The sequence below is a fragment of the Chromobacterium sp. Ag138 genome (genome assembly GCF_055181315.1).
Genome location: NZ_JBUPWA010000001.1, coordinates 4,916,741 through 4,933,837, shown reverse-complemented (window position 1 = coordinate 4,933,837; position 17,097 = coordinate 4,916,741). Strand labels below are relative to the sequence as shown.

The 17,097-nt window shown below is 65.3% G+C and carries 14 protein-coding genes, 1 tRNA gene and 1 pseudogene; 10 read left to right on the top strand and 6 right to left on the bottom strand.

Annotated elements, in window-relative coordinates:
* Nucleotides 1-684 precede the first annotated feature (684 nt).
* Nucleotides 685-1,218: pseudogene (locus ACY3GB_RS22920) on the bottom strand (Tn3 family transposase); the annotation flags it as partial.
* A 142-nt stretch (nt 1,219-1,360) separates the two neighbouring features.
* Between ACY3GB_RS22920 and ACY3GB_RS22915 the strand changes: the two are divergent.
* From ACY3GB_RS22915 to ACY3GB_RS22880, 8 genes are all read left to right on the top strand, one after another.
* Entirely contained in the window at nt 1,361-2,389 is a 1,029-nt protein-coding gene (locus ACY3GB_RS22915; RefSeq protein WP_463090773.1) for a LacI family DNA-binding transcriptional regulator, read from the top strand.
* A 55-nt stretch (nt 2,390-2,444) separates the two neighbouring features.
* A complete protein-coding gene (locus ACY3GB_RS22910; RefSeq protein WP_463090772.1) occupies nt 2,445-3,827 on the top strand; it encodes a sucrose-specific PTS transporter subunit IIBC in 1,383 nt (460 codons plus the stop codon).
* Complete coding sequence (locus tag ACY3GB_RS22905) at nt 3,817-5,241, top strand: glycoside hydrolase family 32 protein (RefSeq protein ID WP_463090771.1); 1,425 nt, start codon at nt 3,817-3,819, stop codon at nt 5,239-5,241. The genes ACY3GB_RS22910 and ACY3GB_RS22905 overlap by 11 nt, the downstream gene beginning before the upstream one ends.
* Nucleotides 5,238-6,140 carry a carbohydrate kinase family protein gene (locus tag ACY3GB_RS22900; RefSeq protein WP_463090770.1) on the top strand — a complete coding sequence of 301 codons (903 nt, stop codon included), beginning with the start codon at nt 5,238-5,240 and terminating at the stop codon, nt 6,138-6,140. Before ACY3GB_RS22905 ends, ACY3GB_RS22900 begins: the two co-directional genes overlap by 4 nt.
* Before the next feature lie 380 nt (nt 6,141-6,520).
* Nucleotides 6,521-7,381, top strand: coding sequence for a sulfate ABC transporter permease subunit CysT (gene cysT / locus ACY3GB_RS22895; protein ID WP_463090769.1), 861 nt, complete (start codon nt 6,521-6,523; stop codon nt 7,379-7,381).
* Entirely contained in the window at nt 7,378-8,256 is an 879-nt protein-coding gene (cysW, locus tag ACY3GB_RS22890; RefSeq protein ID WP_463090768.1) for a sulfate ABC transporter permease subunit CysW, read from the top strand. Before cysT ends, cysW begins: the two co-directional genes overlap by 4 nt.
* Before the next feature lies 1 nt (nt 8,257).
* Nucleotides 8,258-9,334, top strand: coding sequence for a sulfate/molybdate ABC transporter ATP-binding protein (locus tag ACY3GB_RS22885; RefSeq protein WP_463090767.1), 1,077 nt, complete (start codon nt 8,258-8,260; stop codon nt 9,332-9,334).
* Nucleotides 9,331-10,260: a CysB family HTH-type transcriptional regulator gene (locus ACY3GB_RS22880; protein ID WP_463090766.1), complete on the top strand. Its 930-nt coding sequence runs from the start codon at nt 9,331-9,333 to the stop codon at nt 10,258-10,260. The genes ACY3GB_RS22885 and ACY3GB_RS22880 overlap by 4 nt, the downstream gene beginning before the upstream one ends.
* A 2-nt stretch (nt 10,261-10,262) precedes the next feature.
* Here the strand turns inward: ACY3GB_RS22880 and ACY3GB_RS22875 are convergent, their stop codons facing one another.
* A complete protein-coding gene (locus ACY3GB_RS22875) occupies nt 10,263-11,414 on the bottom strand; it encodes an FAD-dependent oxidoreductase (protein ID WP_463090765.1) in 1,152 nt (383 codons plus the stop codon).
* A gap of 124 nt (nt 11,415-11,538) precedes the next feature.
* On the opposite strand from ACY3GB_RS22875, the gene ACY3GB_RS22870 reads away from it, so the two are divergent.
* The gene (locus ACY3GB_RS22870) at nt 11,539-12,351 is read left to right on the top strand and encodes an AraC family transcriptional regulator (RefSeq protein WP_463090764.1); all 813 of its coding nucleotides are present in this window, start codon (nt 11,539-11,541) and stop codon (nt 12,349-12,351) included.
* Nucleotides 12,352-12,396: 45 nt separating this feature from the next.
* Here ACY3GB_RS22870 and ACY3GB_RS22865 read toward each other — a convergent pair whose 3' ends face one another.
* The 3 genes from ACY3GB_RS22865 to ACY3GB_RS22855 all read right to left on the bottom strand — a co-directional run bounded on the left by ACY3GB_RS22865 (nt 12,397) and on the right by ACY3GB_RS22855 (nt 15,667).
* Nucleotides 12,397-13,689, bottom strand: coding sequence for an L-cysteine desulfidase family protein (locus tag ACY3GB_RS22865; RefSeq protein WP_463090763.1), 1,293 nt, complete (start codon nt 13,687-13,689; stop codon nt 12,397-12,399).
* A 123-nt stretch (nt 13,690-13,812) separates the two neighbouring features.
* Nucleotides 13,813-15,018 carry an MFS transporter gene (locus ACY3GB_RS22860; protein ID WP_463090762.1) on the bottom strand — a complete coding sequence of 402 codons (1,206 nt, stop codon included), beginning with the start codon at nt 15,016-15,018 and terminating at the stop codon, nt 13,813-13,815.
* A 46-nt stretch (nt 15,019-15,064) separates the two neighbouring features.
* On the bottom strand, nt 15,065-15,667 hold the full coding sequence (locus ACY3GB_RS22855; RefSeq protein ID WP_463090761.1) for a phosphatase PAP2 family protein: 603 nt from the start codon (nt 15,665-15,667) through the stop codon (nt 15,065-15,067).
* 241 nt (nt 15,668-15,908) lie between these two features.
* Between ACY3GB_RS22855 and ACY3GB_RS22850 the strand changes: the two genes are divergently transcribed.
* Complete coding sequence (locus ACY3GB_RS22850; RefSeq protein ID WP_463090760.1) at nt 15,909-16,922, top strand: ferritin-like domain-containing protein; 1,014 nt, start codon at nt 15,909-15,911, stop codon at nt 16,920-16,922.
* A 55-nt stretch (nt 16,923-16,977) separates the two neighbouring features.
* On the opposite strand, the gene ACY3GB_RS22845 is transcribed toward ACY3GB_RS22850, so the two are convergent.
* Nucleotides 16,978-17,053, bottom strand: a tRNA-Asn gene (locus tag ACY3GB_RS22845).
* Nucleotides 17,054-17,097: the final 44 nt, after the last annotated feature.

Below are 17,097 nucleotides of genomic sequence, written 5' to 3'. Positions count from 1 at the left end.
ACTTTCCCGCTGACATGTCTGCCTATATGCAATTCTTCATGGTTCTCATGCCATACGGCGCACGCCACGCATGGGCAGGCCCGTCCATCAGGGGCTGGCTTGCCCGTCATACGGGCCGACGTGGTCAGATCGGAAATTTCATGACGTCCGCAACATAATGCGGACAAGAGGATTACACGATGGGTATGTAAAAAGTCCTTCGTACGAGGTGGTTGCACGAAGGAGGTGGCTCAGAAAGGGGAAATCTGTCGGTTAAGACGTTAACGGCTATGCGGGTATTCGCCCCTTCGGCATCCACTGACGTAGCGCCGCTTGCGTATGCACCAGCGCTCTGGCGCCGTCTTGTACGCGGAACCCCACCGCCAACGGTCCCAACGTATGGGCCAAGCCGCTTGATTGCGGTCGCAATGCACTGCCTATCTTTGGGTATCGCCTGCTGCATGCCATTGACGACCGGCCGGTAGCTTTTGGAAGCGTCCCACCACGGCAGCCACAAGGTCATGGCCAGCCCCCACAGCAGCGTCAGACCAGCCGTCCAGTTGGTCATGGCCTGACGATCGCGCAGGTGTTTGCGGGTCAGCGCCCACAACCAGACCAGCGTGGCGGCCAAAGCGCCGCCGACCGCTATCCAGGATACATGCGGCTCATAAAAGGGGTAGTAAGCCCAAACCCCAGATTTTTTTGTCAACCCAGATATAACTCCGCCACCAGCTCACCCAGGTTGATGAGCTTGCCCTCGCTGTGGAAGGTGTAATGCCCGTTCAGCAGGATGTGCCGCCACGCCGCCGGCGACATCTGCGTGATCAGCGCCAGGACCTTTTCGTTGCCGCGCCCCTCGTACTTGGTCAGCAGCCAGGACAGGATGGCCGAGTTGTAATAAATGATGGTGTTGCAGATCAGCCTGGCGCACTGGTTGCTGATCTCGATTTCAATGTCGGTCCGGCCAGTCAGTTCCTTCTTGCCGCCGGCCTGGGCGATGGCTCCGCGCAGCTGGTGGTAGGATTCGATCCGGTTCTGTGAACGGTGGACGATGCGTTCCAGCTGCGGGTCGCGCAGGTAGCGTAGCGTGTAGAGGCTGCGCACCAGTTTGTCGAATTCAAAGAGCGCTCGCCGCGTCGGGTTTGGCACAGTGTAGGCGCATAGCTTGCGAATCAGTGTGCCCTGGATCATTTCCTTCAGCCAGAGCGTGGCGACAATCTGATCCAGGTTCGGTTTCTTGACTGGCCGAAAAGCGAACGCGGACGTTAGAGTTTGAATTTACCAAACCGGCGCGGCTTTTCTCCCGCTTTCCTTACCGGTCAACAACCCCTTAGCCAACAAAGAATTGACAGTGCGACTAGATGACAACTAGTCTACCAGCATGGAAACGTTACCACAAACTGCCAACAGCATTCGCGAAGTGGCCGCGCTGGCGCAGACTTCCGTCTCCACGGTGTCGCGGGTGCTCAACCAATCCGGCTATGTCAAAGCGGAAGTGCGCGAGCGCATCGAACGGGTGATCGCCGCCACCGGCTTTGTCCCCAGCGCGGTAGCCAAGGGCTTGCAGCGCAAACAGTCCTCGCTGGTGGGCGTGGTGATTCCCCGTATCGACTCCTACAGCATCAGCGCCATGGTGGCGGGCATTTCCGCCGCGCTGGAGGCGGCGGGCTACAGCCTGCTGCTGGCACATACCGATAATCAGGCCGAACGCGAACTCAAGGCTCTGCAACTGTTCAAGGAACAACGCGTCAATGGCGTGCTACTGCTGGCCACCGAACTGGGCGAACAACACCGCCAGGCTTTTGCCATGTTGCAACGGCCCCTGGTGGTACTGGGTCAGGATGCCTCGGAACTGGGCCTCAGCTGCGTGTTGCAGGACGAATGTGCAGCCGCCACCGCCCTGACCCAGGCATTGCTTGCACGCGGCCATCGGCGCATTGGCTTTATCGGTGTAAATGCACGCGACATCCAGGTGGGTGGCGAGCGCAAGCGCGGTTACCAGCACGCCCTGGCAGCGGCAGGCATTGCACCGGATGAAACCCTGATGACCGCACGCGGCTTTGATTTTGCCAGCGCAGCGCTGGCAGTGGATCAGCTGATGGCCCTGCCACAGCAGCCCACCGCCCTGCTGGCGGCCACCGACCGGCTGGCCATTGGCGCCATCAGCCGTCTGGCGGAATTGGGTTTGCGCGTGCCGCAAGATGTTTCGGTAGTCGGCATGGGCGATATCGATATTGCGGCCATGATGCAGCCGCGCCTTTCCACCGTGCATTACGATTATCAGGGCAGTGGCCGCCAGGCAGCGCAATTGCTGCTGGACCAGTTGCAGAAAAAAACGGCAATCAGCAGCAAGCTGGTGATGCCGTTCACCATCAAGATGCGCGATAGCGCACGGCAGTTGGCCCCGTAAAACACAGGGGCTTTTTAAAACACAAATATGGTAACGTTACCATGCGGAGGAGACAATGAATTACCAACAAATTGCCGCCGATATCCTGCCTCTGGTAGGCGGCGCAGATAATATCGACAGCATTACCCACTGCTCCACCCGGCTACGCCTGGTGCTGCGCGACACGCAAGGGGTGGACAAGGCCGCGCTGGATGCGCTGGAAAGCGTGAAAGGCAGCTTTGTCAATGGCGGTCAGTTTCAGATCGTACTAGGCCAGGGGGTGGTCAACCGGGTATGCGAGGCGCTGATCACCAGCACCGGACTGAATCAGGCCTCTACCCAGGAAAGCAAGAAACTGGCAGCGGCCCGACTGGGGCTGGCCCAACGACTGGCGCAGACGCTGTCCAATATTTTTGTGCCCATCATCCCTGTCATCGTGGCCTGCGGCTTGCTGATGGGGGTCATCGGCACCGCAAAGACACTGGGGCTGGCCAGTGATACGCCCTGGCTGCAGCTGGTGGACATGTTCTCCAACACGGCCTTCGTGTTCCTGCCCATCCTGATTGCCTTCTCCGCCGCGCGCGAATTCAATGGCAACTCCTTCCTGGCGGCCGCGCTGGGGGGCATCATGATTCACCCTGCCCTGCAGAATGCCTGGACTGTGGGCAGCGGCATTCATGAATACTGGACGCTGTTCGGCATGCATGTCGCCAAGGTGGGATATCAGGGTACGGTATTGCCGGTATTGCTTGCGGTATGGGTGCAAAGCCACATCGAACGCCAGCTGCGCCGCATCGTCCCCAACAGTCTGGACCTGATCCTCACGCCGTTTCTCACGCTGATGTGCAGCGCACTGATTGCGCTGCTGCTGATCGGCCCCTACGGTCGCATGCTGGGTGATGCCATTTCCATCAGCCTGATGCTGATCTACCAGCATGGCGGTGCACTGGCCGGCCTGCTATTTGGTGGCCTGTATTCGCTGGTGGTGATCACAGGCGTGCATCACAGCTTCCACGCCATCGAAGCGGGTTTGCTCAGCAATCCGGCCATTGGCAAGAATTTCCTGCTGTCCATCTGGTCGATGGCCAATGTAGCGCAGGGCGGTGCTGCGCTGGCGGTGTTTTTCCGTACCCAGGACAACAAGGTCAGACAGATTGCCCTGCCTGCCGCCCTGTCCTGCCTGCTGGGCATCACCGAGGCCGCCATCTTCGGCGTCAACCTGCGCTTTGTCCGTCCCTTTGTCGCCGCAGCGCTGGGTGGCGCGCTGGGCGGTGCCTGGGTGGTATTCAATCAGGTGTCGATGACTGCCATCGGCGTCACCGGCCTGCCCGGCATTGCCATTGTCCCGGCTGGCAGCATGCTGTTTTACATTGCCGGCCTGCTGATTGCCTTTGGTAGCGCCTTTGCCGGCAGCTGGCTGTTTGGCCTGAAAGCACAGGATGCCAAGCGTGAGCAATAAGCATCCCGCCGCCACTGGCAACTGGCGACCGGCGTTTCACCTGTCTCCCCCGCAAGGGCTGCTGAACGACCCCAACGGGCTGGTTTATTTTGCCGGTCGTTACCATGTGTTTTTCCAGTGGAACCCGCACGCCTGTGCACATGGCCCCAAATACTGGGGTCATGCCAGCAGCCCTGACCTGCTGGACTGGACCATGCACCCGCCCGCACTGCAACCGGGCGAGTGGTATGACAGCCACGGCTGTTATTCCGGCTCCGCCTGGGTGATGGATGGCCGGCTGTGGCTGATTTACACCGGCAATGTGCGTAACGGTGAAGTGCGCCACAGCTACCAATGCCTGGCAGTATCGGATGACGGCATCCACTTCACCAAGCTGGGCCTGGCGCTGGAGAAGCCGCCCGCAAGCTATACCAGCCATTTCCGCGACCCGCGGCTATGGCGCGATTGGGACGGTTTTCATCTGGCGTTGGGTGCACAGCGCAACAACGGCAGCGGCACGGTACTGCATTTTCACAGCGCCACGTTGCAGCACTGGACCTTGCGCGGCGAGCTGTTGCCCGGTAGTGACAACGGCTATATGTGCGAATGCCCGGATCTGCTCACCCTGCAAGATCGCCAGCTGCTGCTGTTCTGCCCGCAAGGGCAGGCCGGTGCAGACTGGCCCTGGCCCAACGCTAATGCCAGCTGCTACACCAGCAGGCAGCAGGACGGCGCGGTGTTTGACCGTCCGCATGCGCTGGATTACGGCCCGGACTTCTATGCGCCGCAAACCCTGCGCGGCCCGCATGGGGAACACATTCTGTGGGGCTGGATGGGACGGCCGGAACAGCCAGACACACCAAGCGTGGCCGATGGCTGGAGCCACTGCCTGAGCGCGCCACGCCTGCTGAGCTGGCGCGACGGTCTGCTCAGCCAGCAGCCGCACCCGGCACTGCAAGCCTTGCGTGGCAAGGGCGTGTTACTGACAGATCATGCCATTCACGGTGACTGGCAGCATGCAGCCGTACACGGTGAGTGCGGCGAGCTGCAACTGAACCTGCGCAGTACCGATGCCAGCGCCTGTCACCTCCTGTTGAGACAAGGTCAACATTGCCATACCCGGCTGAGCTGGCTGCCCGCCACTGCCGAACTACTGCTGGACACGCGTCACAGTGGCAGCGCAGAAGGACGTATCAGCCGTGCGCCGCTCCCCTCCGGCAAGCGGCTGCAACTGCAACTGCTGCTGGATCGCAGCACGTTGGAAGTATTTGCTGCCGACGGCACGGTGGCGCTGTCGGCCTGCATCTTCCCCGATGCTGATGCCCAGGGCATCAGCCTGCAGGCAGAGGGCGACATCCATATCGAACAGCTGGCGTTCTGGCCACTCAATGCCAAGCCGGTACACATGAGCAGCGCAGAAGGCCTGACAGCATGAATCTCCCGCACTATCTGGTTTTTGGCGAAGCACTGACCGACTTCATCCTGCAAGACGATGGCCGCTGGCAAGACTATCCAGGTGGCTCCTGCTGGAATGTGGCGCGCGTGGCCGCTCAACTCGGTTGCTCGGCGGCCTTTGCTGGCGCAGTCAGTCAGGACCGTTTCGGCGACGCCTTGTGTCAAGGGGCGGAAATGGCAGGGCTGGACATGCGCTACACCCAGCAACTGCCCTACCCGCCGCTGCTGGCCATGGTGCCATCCACCAGGCCTCCGCAATATTTCTTCATTGGCGACAATAGCGCTGATCTGCACTTCGATCCCGCACATTTGCCTGCGGGCTGGGATCAGTCAGTACGCATTGCCCATTTTGGCTGCATCAGCCTGGCGCGCGAACCACTGGCCAGTCGCCTGGTGCAGCTAGCCAGGCAACTGACTGCGCAAGGCTGCCGGATTGCCTTTGACCCCAACTTCCGCAACACCATGCACACGCCTTGCTACCAAGCACACTTCAACGCCATGTTAAGCATTGCCGACTACATCAAAGTGGCTGACGATGACCTGTTTGGTCTGTATCCCGGACTGGGCAAGCCAGCAGCACTGGCCACCTTGCGCCGACAGGCCCCGCAAGCCAGCATCCTGTTCACCCGGGGTGCCGACGGCATGACGCTGTTTGCCGACGGTAAAGAATATCGGCAAGCCGCCCTGCCCGTTGTCGTGGCCGACACCGTGGGCTGCGGCGACACGGCCATGGGCAGCTGGATGACATACGTCCTGCACCATCCGCAGACCACAGCGCAAGACTTGCTGCGTTTTGTTGCCACGGCAGCGGCCTGCACCGCCAGACAGCATGGAGCGTATGCACCGACACTTGGCGAAGTCACAGAAATGCTGACTTAACCAACTTAAGCTAGTGCCCACGGGGGGCGGGACAGACCAGTCAGCCTGACAGCGAGATGCGAGGCAGCATCGCAACCCGGTCGGGCTTTGTTAGTTTTTGAGACGCTCTCTTTCAGCATCTGGATATCCAGCGCCTGTTCGACCACAAGCCCTTTCAACCGGTTGCGCTCGTCTTTCTGCGTCCTCAGGCTTCGGACAGCGTCAAACCGCCGAACTTGGCCCACCACCACCTCAAAACTAGCGCGAGTGAATGCCAAAGCAAGGGCTGCGCCACACCCGCCCGTTTTGCATAATATCGAATAAGCATTGAAGAAATACTTATTTTCAGAATAAGAGTCCCGCGGATATCGTTTATTCGGTTATATGAATTGGAATCCACAATGTCAGCGACACTCGCTCCGCCATCCCGCCCTCCCCGCGTCCTGCCAGGCTTCAGCCTGTCGCTGGGTTTCACCGTCAGCTATCTGTCGCTGCTGGTGCTGATCCCGCTGGCCGCGGTGGCGTTGCGCGCCGCCGGCCAGCCGCTGGAAAGCTTCTGGCACGCCGCCGCCTCGCCGCGCGTGCTGGCCTCCTACCGGCTCAGCTTCGGCATGGCGCTGGCGGCGGCCGCCATCAACAGCGTGTTCGGCCTGCTGCTGGCCTGGTCGCTGACGCGTTACCGCTTTCCGGGCAAACGGCTGGTGGACGCGCTGGTGGATTTGCCGTTCGCGCTGCCGACGGCGGTGGCCGGCATCGCGCTGACCGCGCTGTACGCCGGCAATGGCTGGCTGGGCCGATACCTGGAGCCGCTGGGCGTCAAGGTGGCCTTCGGCCCACTGGGCGTGCTGGTGGCGCTGGTGTTCATCGGCCTGCCTTTCGTGGTGCGCACGGTGCAGCCGGTGCTGGAAGACCTGGAATCGGAGCTGGAGGAAGCCGCGGCCTGCCTGGGCGCGCGCCGCTGGCAGATTTTCCGCCACGTGATCCTGCCCACGCTGCAGCCGGCGCTGCTGACCGGCTTCGCGCTGGCCTTCGCCCGCGCGGTCGGCGAGTACGGCTCGGTGATCTTCATCGCCGGCAACGTGCCCATGGTGTCTGAAATCACGCCGCTGATGATCATCAGCAAGCTGGAGCAGTTCGACTACGCCGGCGCAGCCGCCATCGCCTCGGTGATGCTGGCCGCGTCCTTCCTGCTGTTGCTGACGATCAACGGCCTGCAATTCTGGAGCGCGCGCCGCCACGGCCGCGCGGGAGGCACCCGATGAGCGCCGCCATCACCCATCCGCGCCCGGCGGCGGACAAGGCCGCGCAGCTGGAATCCCGCGCCGCCACCCGCGAGTCGCGCGCCGTCAAATGGACCATCCTGACTTTGTCCCTGGGCTTCTTCGCCGTATTCCTGCTGCTGCCGCTGTTCGTCGTGTTCGCCGAGGCGCTGGCCAAGGGCTGGAGCACCTACCTGACCGCGCTGGCCGAGCCTGACGCGCTGGCTGCGGTGAAGCTGACGCTGCTCGCCGCCGCGGTGTCGGTGCCGCTGAACCTGGCCTTCGGCGTCGCGGCCGCCTGGGCGGTCACCCGCTTCGACTTCCGCGGCAAGCAGTTGCTGATCACCTTGATCGACCTGCCGTTCTCGGTGTCGCCGGTCGTCGCCGGCCTGATCTTCGTGCTGGTGTTCGGCCAGCAAGGCTGGCTGGGGCCGTGGCTGGCGGAGTACGGCATCAAGATTATTTTCTCGGTGCCCGGCATCGTGCTGGCCACGTTGTTCATCACCGTGCCCTTCGTCGCCCGCGAGCTGATCCCGCTGATGGAGGCCCAGGGCCGCGAGGAAGAGGAAGCCGCGGTGGTGCTGGGCGCGCGCGGCTGGCAGGTGCTGTGGCACGTGACGCTGCCCAATGTGCGCTGGGCGCTGCTGTACGGCGTGATCCTCAGCAACGCGCGGGCGATGGGCGAGTTCGGCGCAGTGTCGGTGGTGTCCGGCCACATCCGCGGCGAGACCAATACCCTGCCTTTGCACGTTGAAATCCTCTACAACGAGTACAATTTCGCCGCGGCCTTCGCCGTGGCGTCCCTGCTGGCCTTGCTGGCCCTGGTCACGCTGGCGCTGAAGAGCTGGGTGGAATGGCGCAGCGTCAAGGAAAACTGAGATGAGCATACAAGTAGAAAACATCCGCAAGGCCTTCGGCGACTTCGCCGCGCTGGACGACGTCAGCCTCAACTTCCCCGGCGGCGAGCTGGTGGCGCTGCTGGGCCCGTCCGGCTGCGGCAAGACCACGCTGCTGCGCATCATCGCCGGCCTGGAGCAGGCCGACGCCGGCCGCGTGCTGCTGGACGGACAGGACGCCTCCGCCACCCATGTGCGCGAGCGCCAGGTGGGCTTCGTGTTCCAGCACTACGCGCTGTTCCGCCACATGACGGTGTTCGACAATGTCGCCTTCGGCCTCAGGATGAAGCCGCGCCGCGAGCGCCCGTCCGAGGCCGAGATCGCGCGCAAGGTGCACGCGCTGCTGGACCTGGTGCAGCTGGACTGGCTGGCCGACCGCCTGCCGGCCCAGTTGTCCGGCGGCCAGCGCCAGCGCATCGCCCTGGCCCGCGCGCTGGCGGTGGAGCCGCGCGTGCTGCTGCTGGACGAGCCGTTCGGCGCGCTGGACGCCAAGGTGCGCAAGGAATTGCGCCGCTGGCTGCGCAAGCTGCACGACGAGCTGCACATCACCTCGATCTTCGTCACCCACGACCAGGAAGAGGCGCTGGAAGTGGCGGACCGGGTGGTGCTGATGAATCACGGCCGGGTGGAGCAGATCGGCTCGCCGGCCGAGGTGTATTCCCAGCCGGCCAGCGCCTTCGTCTATGGCTTCCTCGGCAGCGCCAACCGCATCCGCGGCGTCAGCGCGGCCGGCGCGGTGGCCGTCGGCGGCCAGACGCTGGACGCCGACCACCAGCTGCCGCACGGCCAGCCGGTGGAAGCCTTCATCCGCCCGCACGAGCTGGCCATTCTGCCGGAACACGGCGCCGGCCTGCCGGCGCGGGTGCAGCGGGTGCTGACCCTGGGCGGGCTGTCCCGCATCGAACTGGAGGGCCGCGACGAACTAGCCGGCCAATCCTTCGACGCCGAACTCCCTGCCGACGCGCCGCTGCTGGCCGAGCTCGCCGTCGGACAGCCGGTGCGGCTGCAGGCGCGCGCCGCGCGCGTGTTCGCCGCCGATCCGCAAGGAGGCGAAGCATGAATTTCCAGCAACTGCGCATCATCCGCGAAACCGTGCGCCAGGGCTTCAACCTGACCGAGGTGGCCAACGCGCTGTTCACTTCCCAGTCCGGCGTCAGCAAGCACATCAAGGACCTGGAGGACGAGCTGGGCGTGGAGCTGTTCATCCGCAAGGGCAAGCGCTTCCTCGGCCTGACCGACCCCGGCAAGGAGTTGCTGACCATCGTCGAGCGCATGCTGCTGGACGCCGGCAACATCAAGCGGCTGGCGCAGCAGTTCAGCCTGCGCGACGAGGGCCAACTGACCATCGCCACCACCCACACCCAGGCGCGCTACGCGCTGCCGCAGGTGGTGACCGAGTTCAAGCGCGCCTTCCCGCGCGTGCACCTGGTGCTGCACCAGGCCAGCCCGGAAGAGCTGGTCCGGCTGCTGCTGGCCGGCGACGCCGACATCGGCATCGCCACCGAGGCGGTGACCGAAGTGTCGGAACTGGTGTCCTTCCCCTACTACAGCTGGCACCACTGCGTGATCGCCCCGCCCGAGCATCCGCTGCACCGCGAGCCGCTGACGCTGGACGCGCTGGCCGAGCACCCCATCGTCACCTACCACCACGGCTTCACCGGCCGGGCCAAAATAGACAACACCTTCGCCGAGGCCGGCCTGGCACCCGACATCGTGATGGCGGCGCTGGATGCCGACGTGATCAAGACCTATGTCGAACTGGAGCTGGGCGTCGGCATCGTCGCCTCGATGGCGGTGGACCCGCGCCGCGACGCCGGGGTCAAGGTGGTGGAAGGACCGCCGCTGTTCGGCCAGCAGACCAGCCGCATCGCGATACGCCGCGGCCACTACCTGCGCAGCTACGCCTACCGCTTCATCGAGCTGTGCGCGCCGGCGCTGAACGAACAGAGCGTGCGCCTGGCGCTGAGCCCGGCGACGCAGGACTAGGCTCAAGCCCGCCGCAACAGACGATCGGTCCCGGCGCGCGTCGCCGCCAGCGCCTGCTCGGCCCGGTTGCGCATGTCGGCCTCGTAGCGGACGACGGCCCGGTCGACATCGCCGTCGGCCAGGCACGCCGCCAGCATCGCCGCGTCGGCCAGCGCGGTGTTGGCGCCGACGCCGCCGGCCGGGCTCATCGCGTGGATGGCGTCGCCCAGCGCCGTCAGCCGGCCGGATGGCCACACCGGCACATTGCCCGCCATCCTGACCTCCCGGCCTTTGATCGTTTCCGGCGCGGTCCGCGCCAGCAAGGCCGACAGGCTGGGATGCAGGCCGCGCGCCGCATCCTCGACGCGCCGGCGCACGCTGTCGCCGGCCTCGTTGGACAGCGCCCCGCCCAGGCATTCCATCCTGCCGAACAGCGCCCAGTAGACGTAGTCCGCCACCGGACTCAGCCGGCAATCCGGCGCATGCCGGGTCGCCAGCGTTTCCATCGGCGCGCGAAAACGCATCGGCTCGATCACCAGCGTGAAGCCGTCGGCGAAAACCACGGTCGGCCCGTCCAGCAAAGCCGGATCGACGCCTGCCAGCACTTCCTTGCCGTAAAGATTCAGCGCGCCGATCGCTTCCGGCTCCGCCTGCGGCAACCATTGCCGACGCAGCGGCGAGTGCAGGCCGTCGGCGGCCACGGCCAGATCCGCCCGGTGTTCAGCGCCGTCGGCGCAATGCACGACGATGCCATCGCCGTCGCGCTCGAATCCCCTCGCCTGCCGTCCCCAGCGGATGCGCGCCTCCAGACCGTGGCTCAGGATGTCCCGCAACAGCTGCCGGTCCGCGCTCAGATCGCCGTCCCCCTCGCACGCGCCGGCGTTTTCCCGCCAGTTTTCCGGCCGGCGGCCCGGCAGCGGATTCAACTGCGGATCGACGAAGCGCGCCGGGCCGCTGACCGCGCAGCTGACGCGGAACAACTCGAACAAGGCCGGCGGCAGGCACTGGCGCAAAGCGCGTTGCCCCATCGCGTCTATCCGCAAGCGATAGCCCTGCTCCCGAACCTGCGGACCCGCATCCGCCTCCAACACCTCGAATTCGATGCCGGCCTTCGCCAGGCCCTGCGCCAGGCACAGGCCGCCGATGCCGCCGCCGACAATGATCACGCTGCTCATGATGATTCTCCATTTCAAATGAATGCGGCTGCCAGCCATGCCAAGCCCCGCGCCATCATTGTCGGGCGATCTGGAATCATCGATATAACGCTATCTGGACAAGAAATAGTGAATAATGGCCATCATGGAATCGACACCCACTCCCGCCGACTTCAGCGAATGGCTGGAAGGCCCGGAGCTGATAGCGCTCAACGGCGGCGACGAGGCCGGCCGCGAGTACCGGCTGGGCACCCGCGAATACGACTGGCACAGTCATGCGCGCGCGCAGCTGTTCTGCGTGAGCGACGGGCTGATCCACGTCCAGACGCCGCGCGGCTCCTGGCTGCTGCTGCCGCACCGGGCCGGTTACCTGCCGCCGGACACGCCGCACCGGGTGCGCGTCAGCGGCGCGCTGAGCGGCTGGAGCGTCTTCCTGCTGCCCGCTTGCTGCGGCCTGCTGCCCGCCCAGCCCTGCGTGCTGGCCATCACGCCGCTACTGCAGGAACTGGTGCGGCGGGCGGCCTCATGGCGGCCCGATGCGCCGCATCAGCCGGAACAGCGGCGCATCACCGCCGTCATCCTCGACGAAATCCGGCTGGCGCCGCGCGAAGCGCTGCATCTGCCGATGCCATCCGACCCGCGGCTGCAAAAGATCGCCCGCGCGATGCTGGCCGATCCGGCGGCGAGCCGTTCGGCGGAAGAATGGGCCGCGCTGGGAGCGCTGTCCGGCCGCAGCCTGCGCCGGCTGATCCAGGCCGATACCGGCATGGGCTTCACGCGCTGGCGGCAGCAGGCGCAACTGGTATGGGCGATGGAGCGGCTGGCGTCCGGCCGCACCGTCGCCCAGGTGTCGGACGCGCTGGGCTACGCCTCGCCCAGCAACTTCATCGCCATGTTCCGGCGCGCGCTGGGCGCGCCGCCGGCGCAATACCTGAGCGCGCGCGGCGGCGAGCCATAAAAAAGCCCGGCTTCGCCGGGCTTATGGAATGATGAAAGGCCGCGCTCAGCGCTTGTCCATCATGATCTGCAGGATCTGGGTGTCGGTCTGCGCCATGCCCTGGGTGGCCAGCTTGCCCAGGTTGGCGATGGACACGTCCACGTCGTGGGCGACAATGCCTTCGTTACCGGTGACGCGGGTGCCGTCCAGCGCCATCAGCACCGCCTTGTAGCCGGAGCCGGCCGAGGTGGACACCTTCATCGCGCAGCTATTGGACGCGCCGTCGCAAATCATGCCGGCCAGGTCGCCGATCATGCTGGAGATCGCCATGCTGACCGCCGGATAGCCGCCGTTCAAAAGCTGGGCCATGCCGGCCGCCGCGCCCATCGACGCGGTGGTCACCGCGCACAGCGCCGACAGCTTGGGCAGCCGGGTATGGATGTAGACGGCGATCAGGTGCGACAGCGCCAGCGCGCGGATCAGGGTTTCCCGGTCCGCCTTGACGTGCTCGGCCACCGCCACCACCGGCATGGTCGCGGCGATGCCCTGATTGCCGGAGCCGGAATTGCTCATCGCCGGCAGCGTGGCGCCGCCCATCCGCGCGTCGGACGCGGCGGTGGTGCGGGTGAGAATGTTGGACAGCAGGCCTTCGGACAACAGGCCGGCTTCGATCTGCCGCTGCAGCGTGGCGCCGATGTGCAGGCCGTACTTGCCGCTCATGCCCTCGTCGGCCAGCGCACTGTTCAGCACCGCCGCCTCGTGGATGAAAGCGATGCTCTCCAGCGGCGCGCGCATCGCGAAATCGTACACATCGCGCGCGGTGGCGTCGCCCAGCTCGTAGGTTTCCACCGGCTTGGCGTCGGCGGCCTCGCGCTTCAGCTTCACTTCGCCGTTGCGCTCGATCTTGATCACATTGGTGTGGGCGTCGGCGATGGCGACGCGCGCGCACTCGTCGCCGTGCCAGACACAGGCCTCGGCGTACAGGATGTTGGGCACCGCGGCCACGCCCAGCTTCACCTTGCCGTCGGCCAGCATCTGCTTGCCGGCCGCCACCTGTTCGACGGTCAGGTTCTTCAATACCTCCAGCTTGGCGTCCGGGTCTCCGCCCAGCGCGCCGACGGCTGCCGCGATCGGCAAACCCACGGTGCCGGTGCCGGGCACGGTCACGCCCATGCCGTTCTTCATCAGGTTGGCCGATACCCAGGCGTCGATGCGCTCCGGCGCCTTGCCCAGCTCGCGCGTCGCCAGCGCGGCGGCCAGCGCCAGCGAAATCGGCTCGGTGCAGCCCAGCGCCGGCACCACTTCCTGTTTCAGGGCCTTGACGAATTCCGGCCACAACCTAACTTCACGTTCAGACATGCTCACTCCGCCGACACATAACAAATTAATATAAGCAAATAACTTTACATTTACTTTACCATCAACTCGCCGTTTTGTGCGCTTAAAAAACAGGCAATGTGCGCACAGTCAAGACACTATCCGTCAGAACTGTCGCAGCGGACGCAGGAGCAAGCCTAGCAGCAAGGCCCCCGCCGCGAACGCCGCGCCACCGTGAAAGGTCGCCGCCGCGCCCCACCCCTGCCACAGCGCGCCGGCCACCGCGCTCGCCAACAGCGTCGCCAAGCCGCAAATCAGGTTGAACAGTCCGAATGCCGATCCCGCCAGGCCCGCCGGCGCGGTCTGCGCCACCAGCGCCGACAACAAACCCTGGCTGCAGCCCAGATGCAGGCCCCACAACAGCGCGCCGGCCAGCAACAGCGCCGGGCCCGCGGCCGCGCCCAAGACCAGATCAGCCGCGATCAGCAACAGCAAGGACAGCTGCAGCAGCCGCGCGCGGCTGACATGGTCCGACAACCAGCCCAGCGGATAGGCGCTGAGCGCGTAACTGATAGACATCGCCACCATCGTCAGCGGCGCCCAGGCCAGCGGCAAGCCCAGCTGCGCGCCGCGCAGCACCAGGAAGGCTTCGCTGAAGCGCGCCAGCGTGAACACCGCGCCCAGCCCGGCCACGCCCCAGAAGCCTGCTGAAAATTGAGAAAAGACAGCTCGGCTGAACAGAGAGGCAGGTGCGCGCGCCGCGCCATGCTCTGCCGGTTCCCGCACCCACAGCCAGATGGCCGTCACCGCCAGCAGCGCCGGCGGCAGCGACCACCACAAGGCGCTGCGGATGTCGTCGCGGTAAAGAAGCATCAGGCCGATCGCCAGCAGCGGGCCCAGCACCGCGCCCGCGGTGTCCATGCTCTGGCGCAGGCCGAAAGCCGCGCCGCGGATGTCCGGCGGCGTGATGTCGGCGATCAGCGCGTCGCGCGGCGCGCCGCGCACGCCCTTGCCCACGCGGTCGACAAAGCGCGCGAGCAGCGCGGCGGAAGCGGAATCGGCGAGAGGAAACAGCGGTTTGGAGACAGCCGCCAGGCCATAGCCCAGCAAGAGCAGGGGCTTGCGTTTGCCGAGCCAGTCGCTGAACGTGCCGGAGAACACCTTGCAGATCAGCGCGGTGGCCTCGGCCACGCCCTCGATCAGGCCGATGGCCAGCACCGGCACGCCCAGGGTGCCGGCCAGAAACAGCGGCAGCAGGCTGTGCGCCAGCTCGGACGAAACATCCATCAGCAGGCTGACGATGCCCAAAACCCAGACACCGCGCGGCATGGCCGGGCGGGCGGCGGAAAGCGGAGTGGAAGACTGCGACACGAAAGCTCCCAACGGCATGGCGCGTCGCCGGGAGCCCCAGGCGAACTCAGCGCCTGATCAGCCCGGCAGCGATCGGTTTGGCCAACAACTGGCGGTACAGCGACTCCAGCGGCTCGGTCAAGGCCGCGCCCCGGCGCGACCACAGCGGCGACAAGGCAGCGTACCAGAAAACCGATACCAGCAAGGCTCCCAGCATGTCCAGCGGGAAATGCACGCCGAGGAACACGCGGGACCAGGCGACGGCGACGCCGGCGATCGCCAGCAGCCAGCCCCAGCCTCGCGCCGGACTGAAGCACCAGCACAAAGCCATCATCGCGAAAATGGTGCCGTGATTGCTGGGGAAGGACGGCGTGGCGTCGTGCAGCAGGAACGCGTGGCCAAGCGGGATCGCGAACGGCCGCGGATGCGGCCAGGCCTGGCCGATCAGCCAATTGCCGAGCAAGGCCACAATCGTCAGCGCCACCGATTTCAGAATGACGCCGCGCAGGGCCGGCCGGCCCCACAGCCACAGCGCCGCCAGCCATAACGGCATCAGGCGCATGATGTCCTGGGCGATAAAGGCGGCCAGCTTGATGGCTAGCGGGGAAGTTTCCGGCGTGGCGTTGATCAGCAGGAACAGCGATTGATTCAGGATTTCGATTTGGGGCATCGGCTTGCAGGGAAACGCGGCCGCACGGGCGCGAAGACTCGTAATAAAAACGACATATTAGGGCGAATGGCGGCGGTTTGGTTCCCCCCGCCGCAAAAATACCAACGACATTCCACCTCTCGCCCATTGCCCGCAGAGCCGTCTACACCAAAGAACAGTTCCCAGCGGAGAAACCCCGCAGCCATGCTTCCACCGTTGGCGGCGCCGGCGGCGGCGCGCCCTCTCCCAAGGAAAACCCGGCATGAGCGTATCGCACCGCCCCCTTAGGCAAGCAACGGCGCAGCATGCAGGCGCCCGCAACATACAAAGCCTGTCCGGCGCGGAATTCGCCGCCAGGCTCCCCGCCCTGTTGCAGCAGGCGCTGCGGCGCGAACATAGCCTGATCCCGCCCCTGCTCGCCGCATGGCTGTCGCTGAAGCCCGCGGCCAACCGCGCGCTGTCCGCCCTGCTTGAGGAGGCGATCGCGTCGCAGGTGCGGCGCATGGCGCTGGCCGCCAATCTGCAGACCGCCATCGGCGGACAGCCGCGCGCGGCGCTGTCCGGCTTTGTGCCGGCCTATCCCTCGCCGCCGCCGCTGGCGCCGGAGGCGCCGGCCTTGGGCATAGAACGATTCAGCTCCCGCCTGTTGCGCGATGTCCTGCTGCCGCAAATCGGACTCTCCTCCGATGGAGAAAACAGACATGCCGGAGCTGCGGGCTTTTACCTTATGCTGCGGGAAGGGCTTCAGCAATGCCATGGACGGCTGGATTTCGACGCCAGGCGCCGTCAGACGCTCGACCATGTTCCCGGCGCGCCGCTCGCCGCCATCCGCGGGCCGGGCGACGCGCTGGCGGCGCTCAACGAGCTGGGCGCCCATCATGCGCCGCTTGTCGACAAACTGGCGGCCTTCGCCGCGTCCGGCTCTCCTTCCGGCTTCGATCCGGACGGCGTATGGCCGATGCCGGCGAATGTCCGCGCCGACGACCACCCGTTCGGCAGCCCGGAACAGTCGCTGCTGGCGCGTTTCTCGGCATGCTACGCCGAGCTGCTGCGCAATCTGGATGCCGCGTTCAACGGCCGCGCCTCGGCGATGGCCCAAGCCCAAGACTTGCTGTTCGATCTCCGATTGCTGGCTGCGGGCCTGATGAACCCGGCCATCGTCATCGCGCCCGGGCATCGCCAGCCCCTTCCGCCCATCGGCCTCTGCTTCGTCGACGCGCAGCCGGCCGGCGGCTCCTCCCATTCAGGCCGGCGCGCATTCGGCTCAGACGGATAGCGCGCGCCGAATGCAAAAAGCCCATGCGCGAACGCATGGGCTTTTTTTGAATTCCTGGCTCCCCGAGCAGGGCTCGAACCTGCGACCTGCGGATTAACAGTCCGTCGCTCTACCAACTGAGCTATCAGGGAACATCAGAGAAAGCGATTCTAATTCAGATCTAAACGCCTGTCAA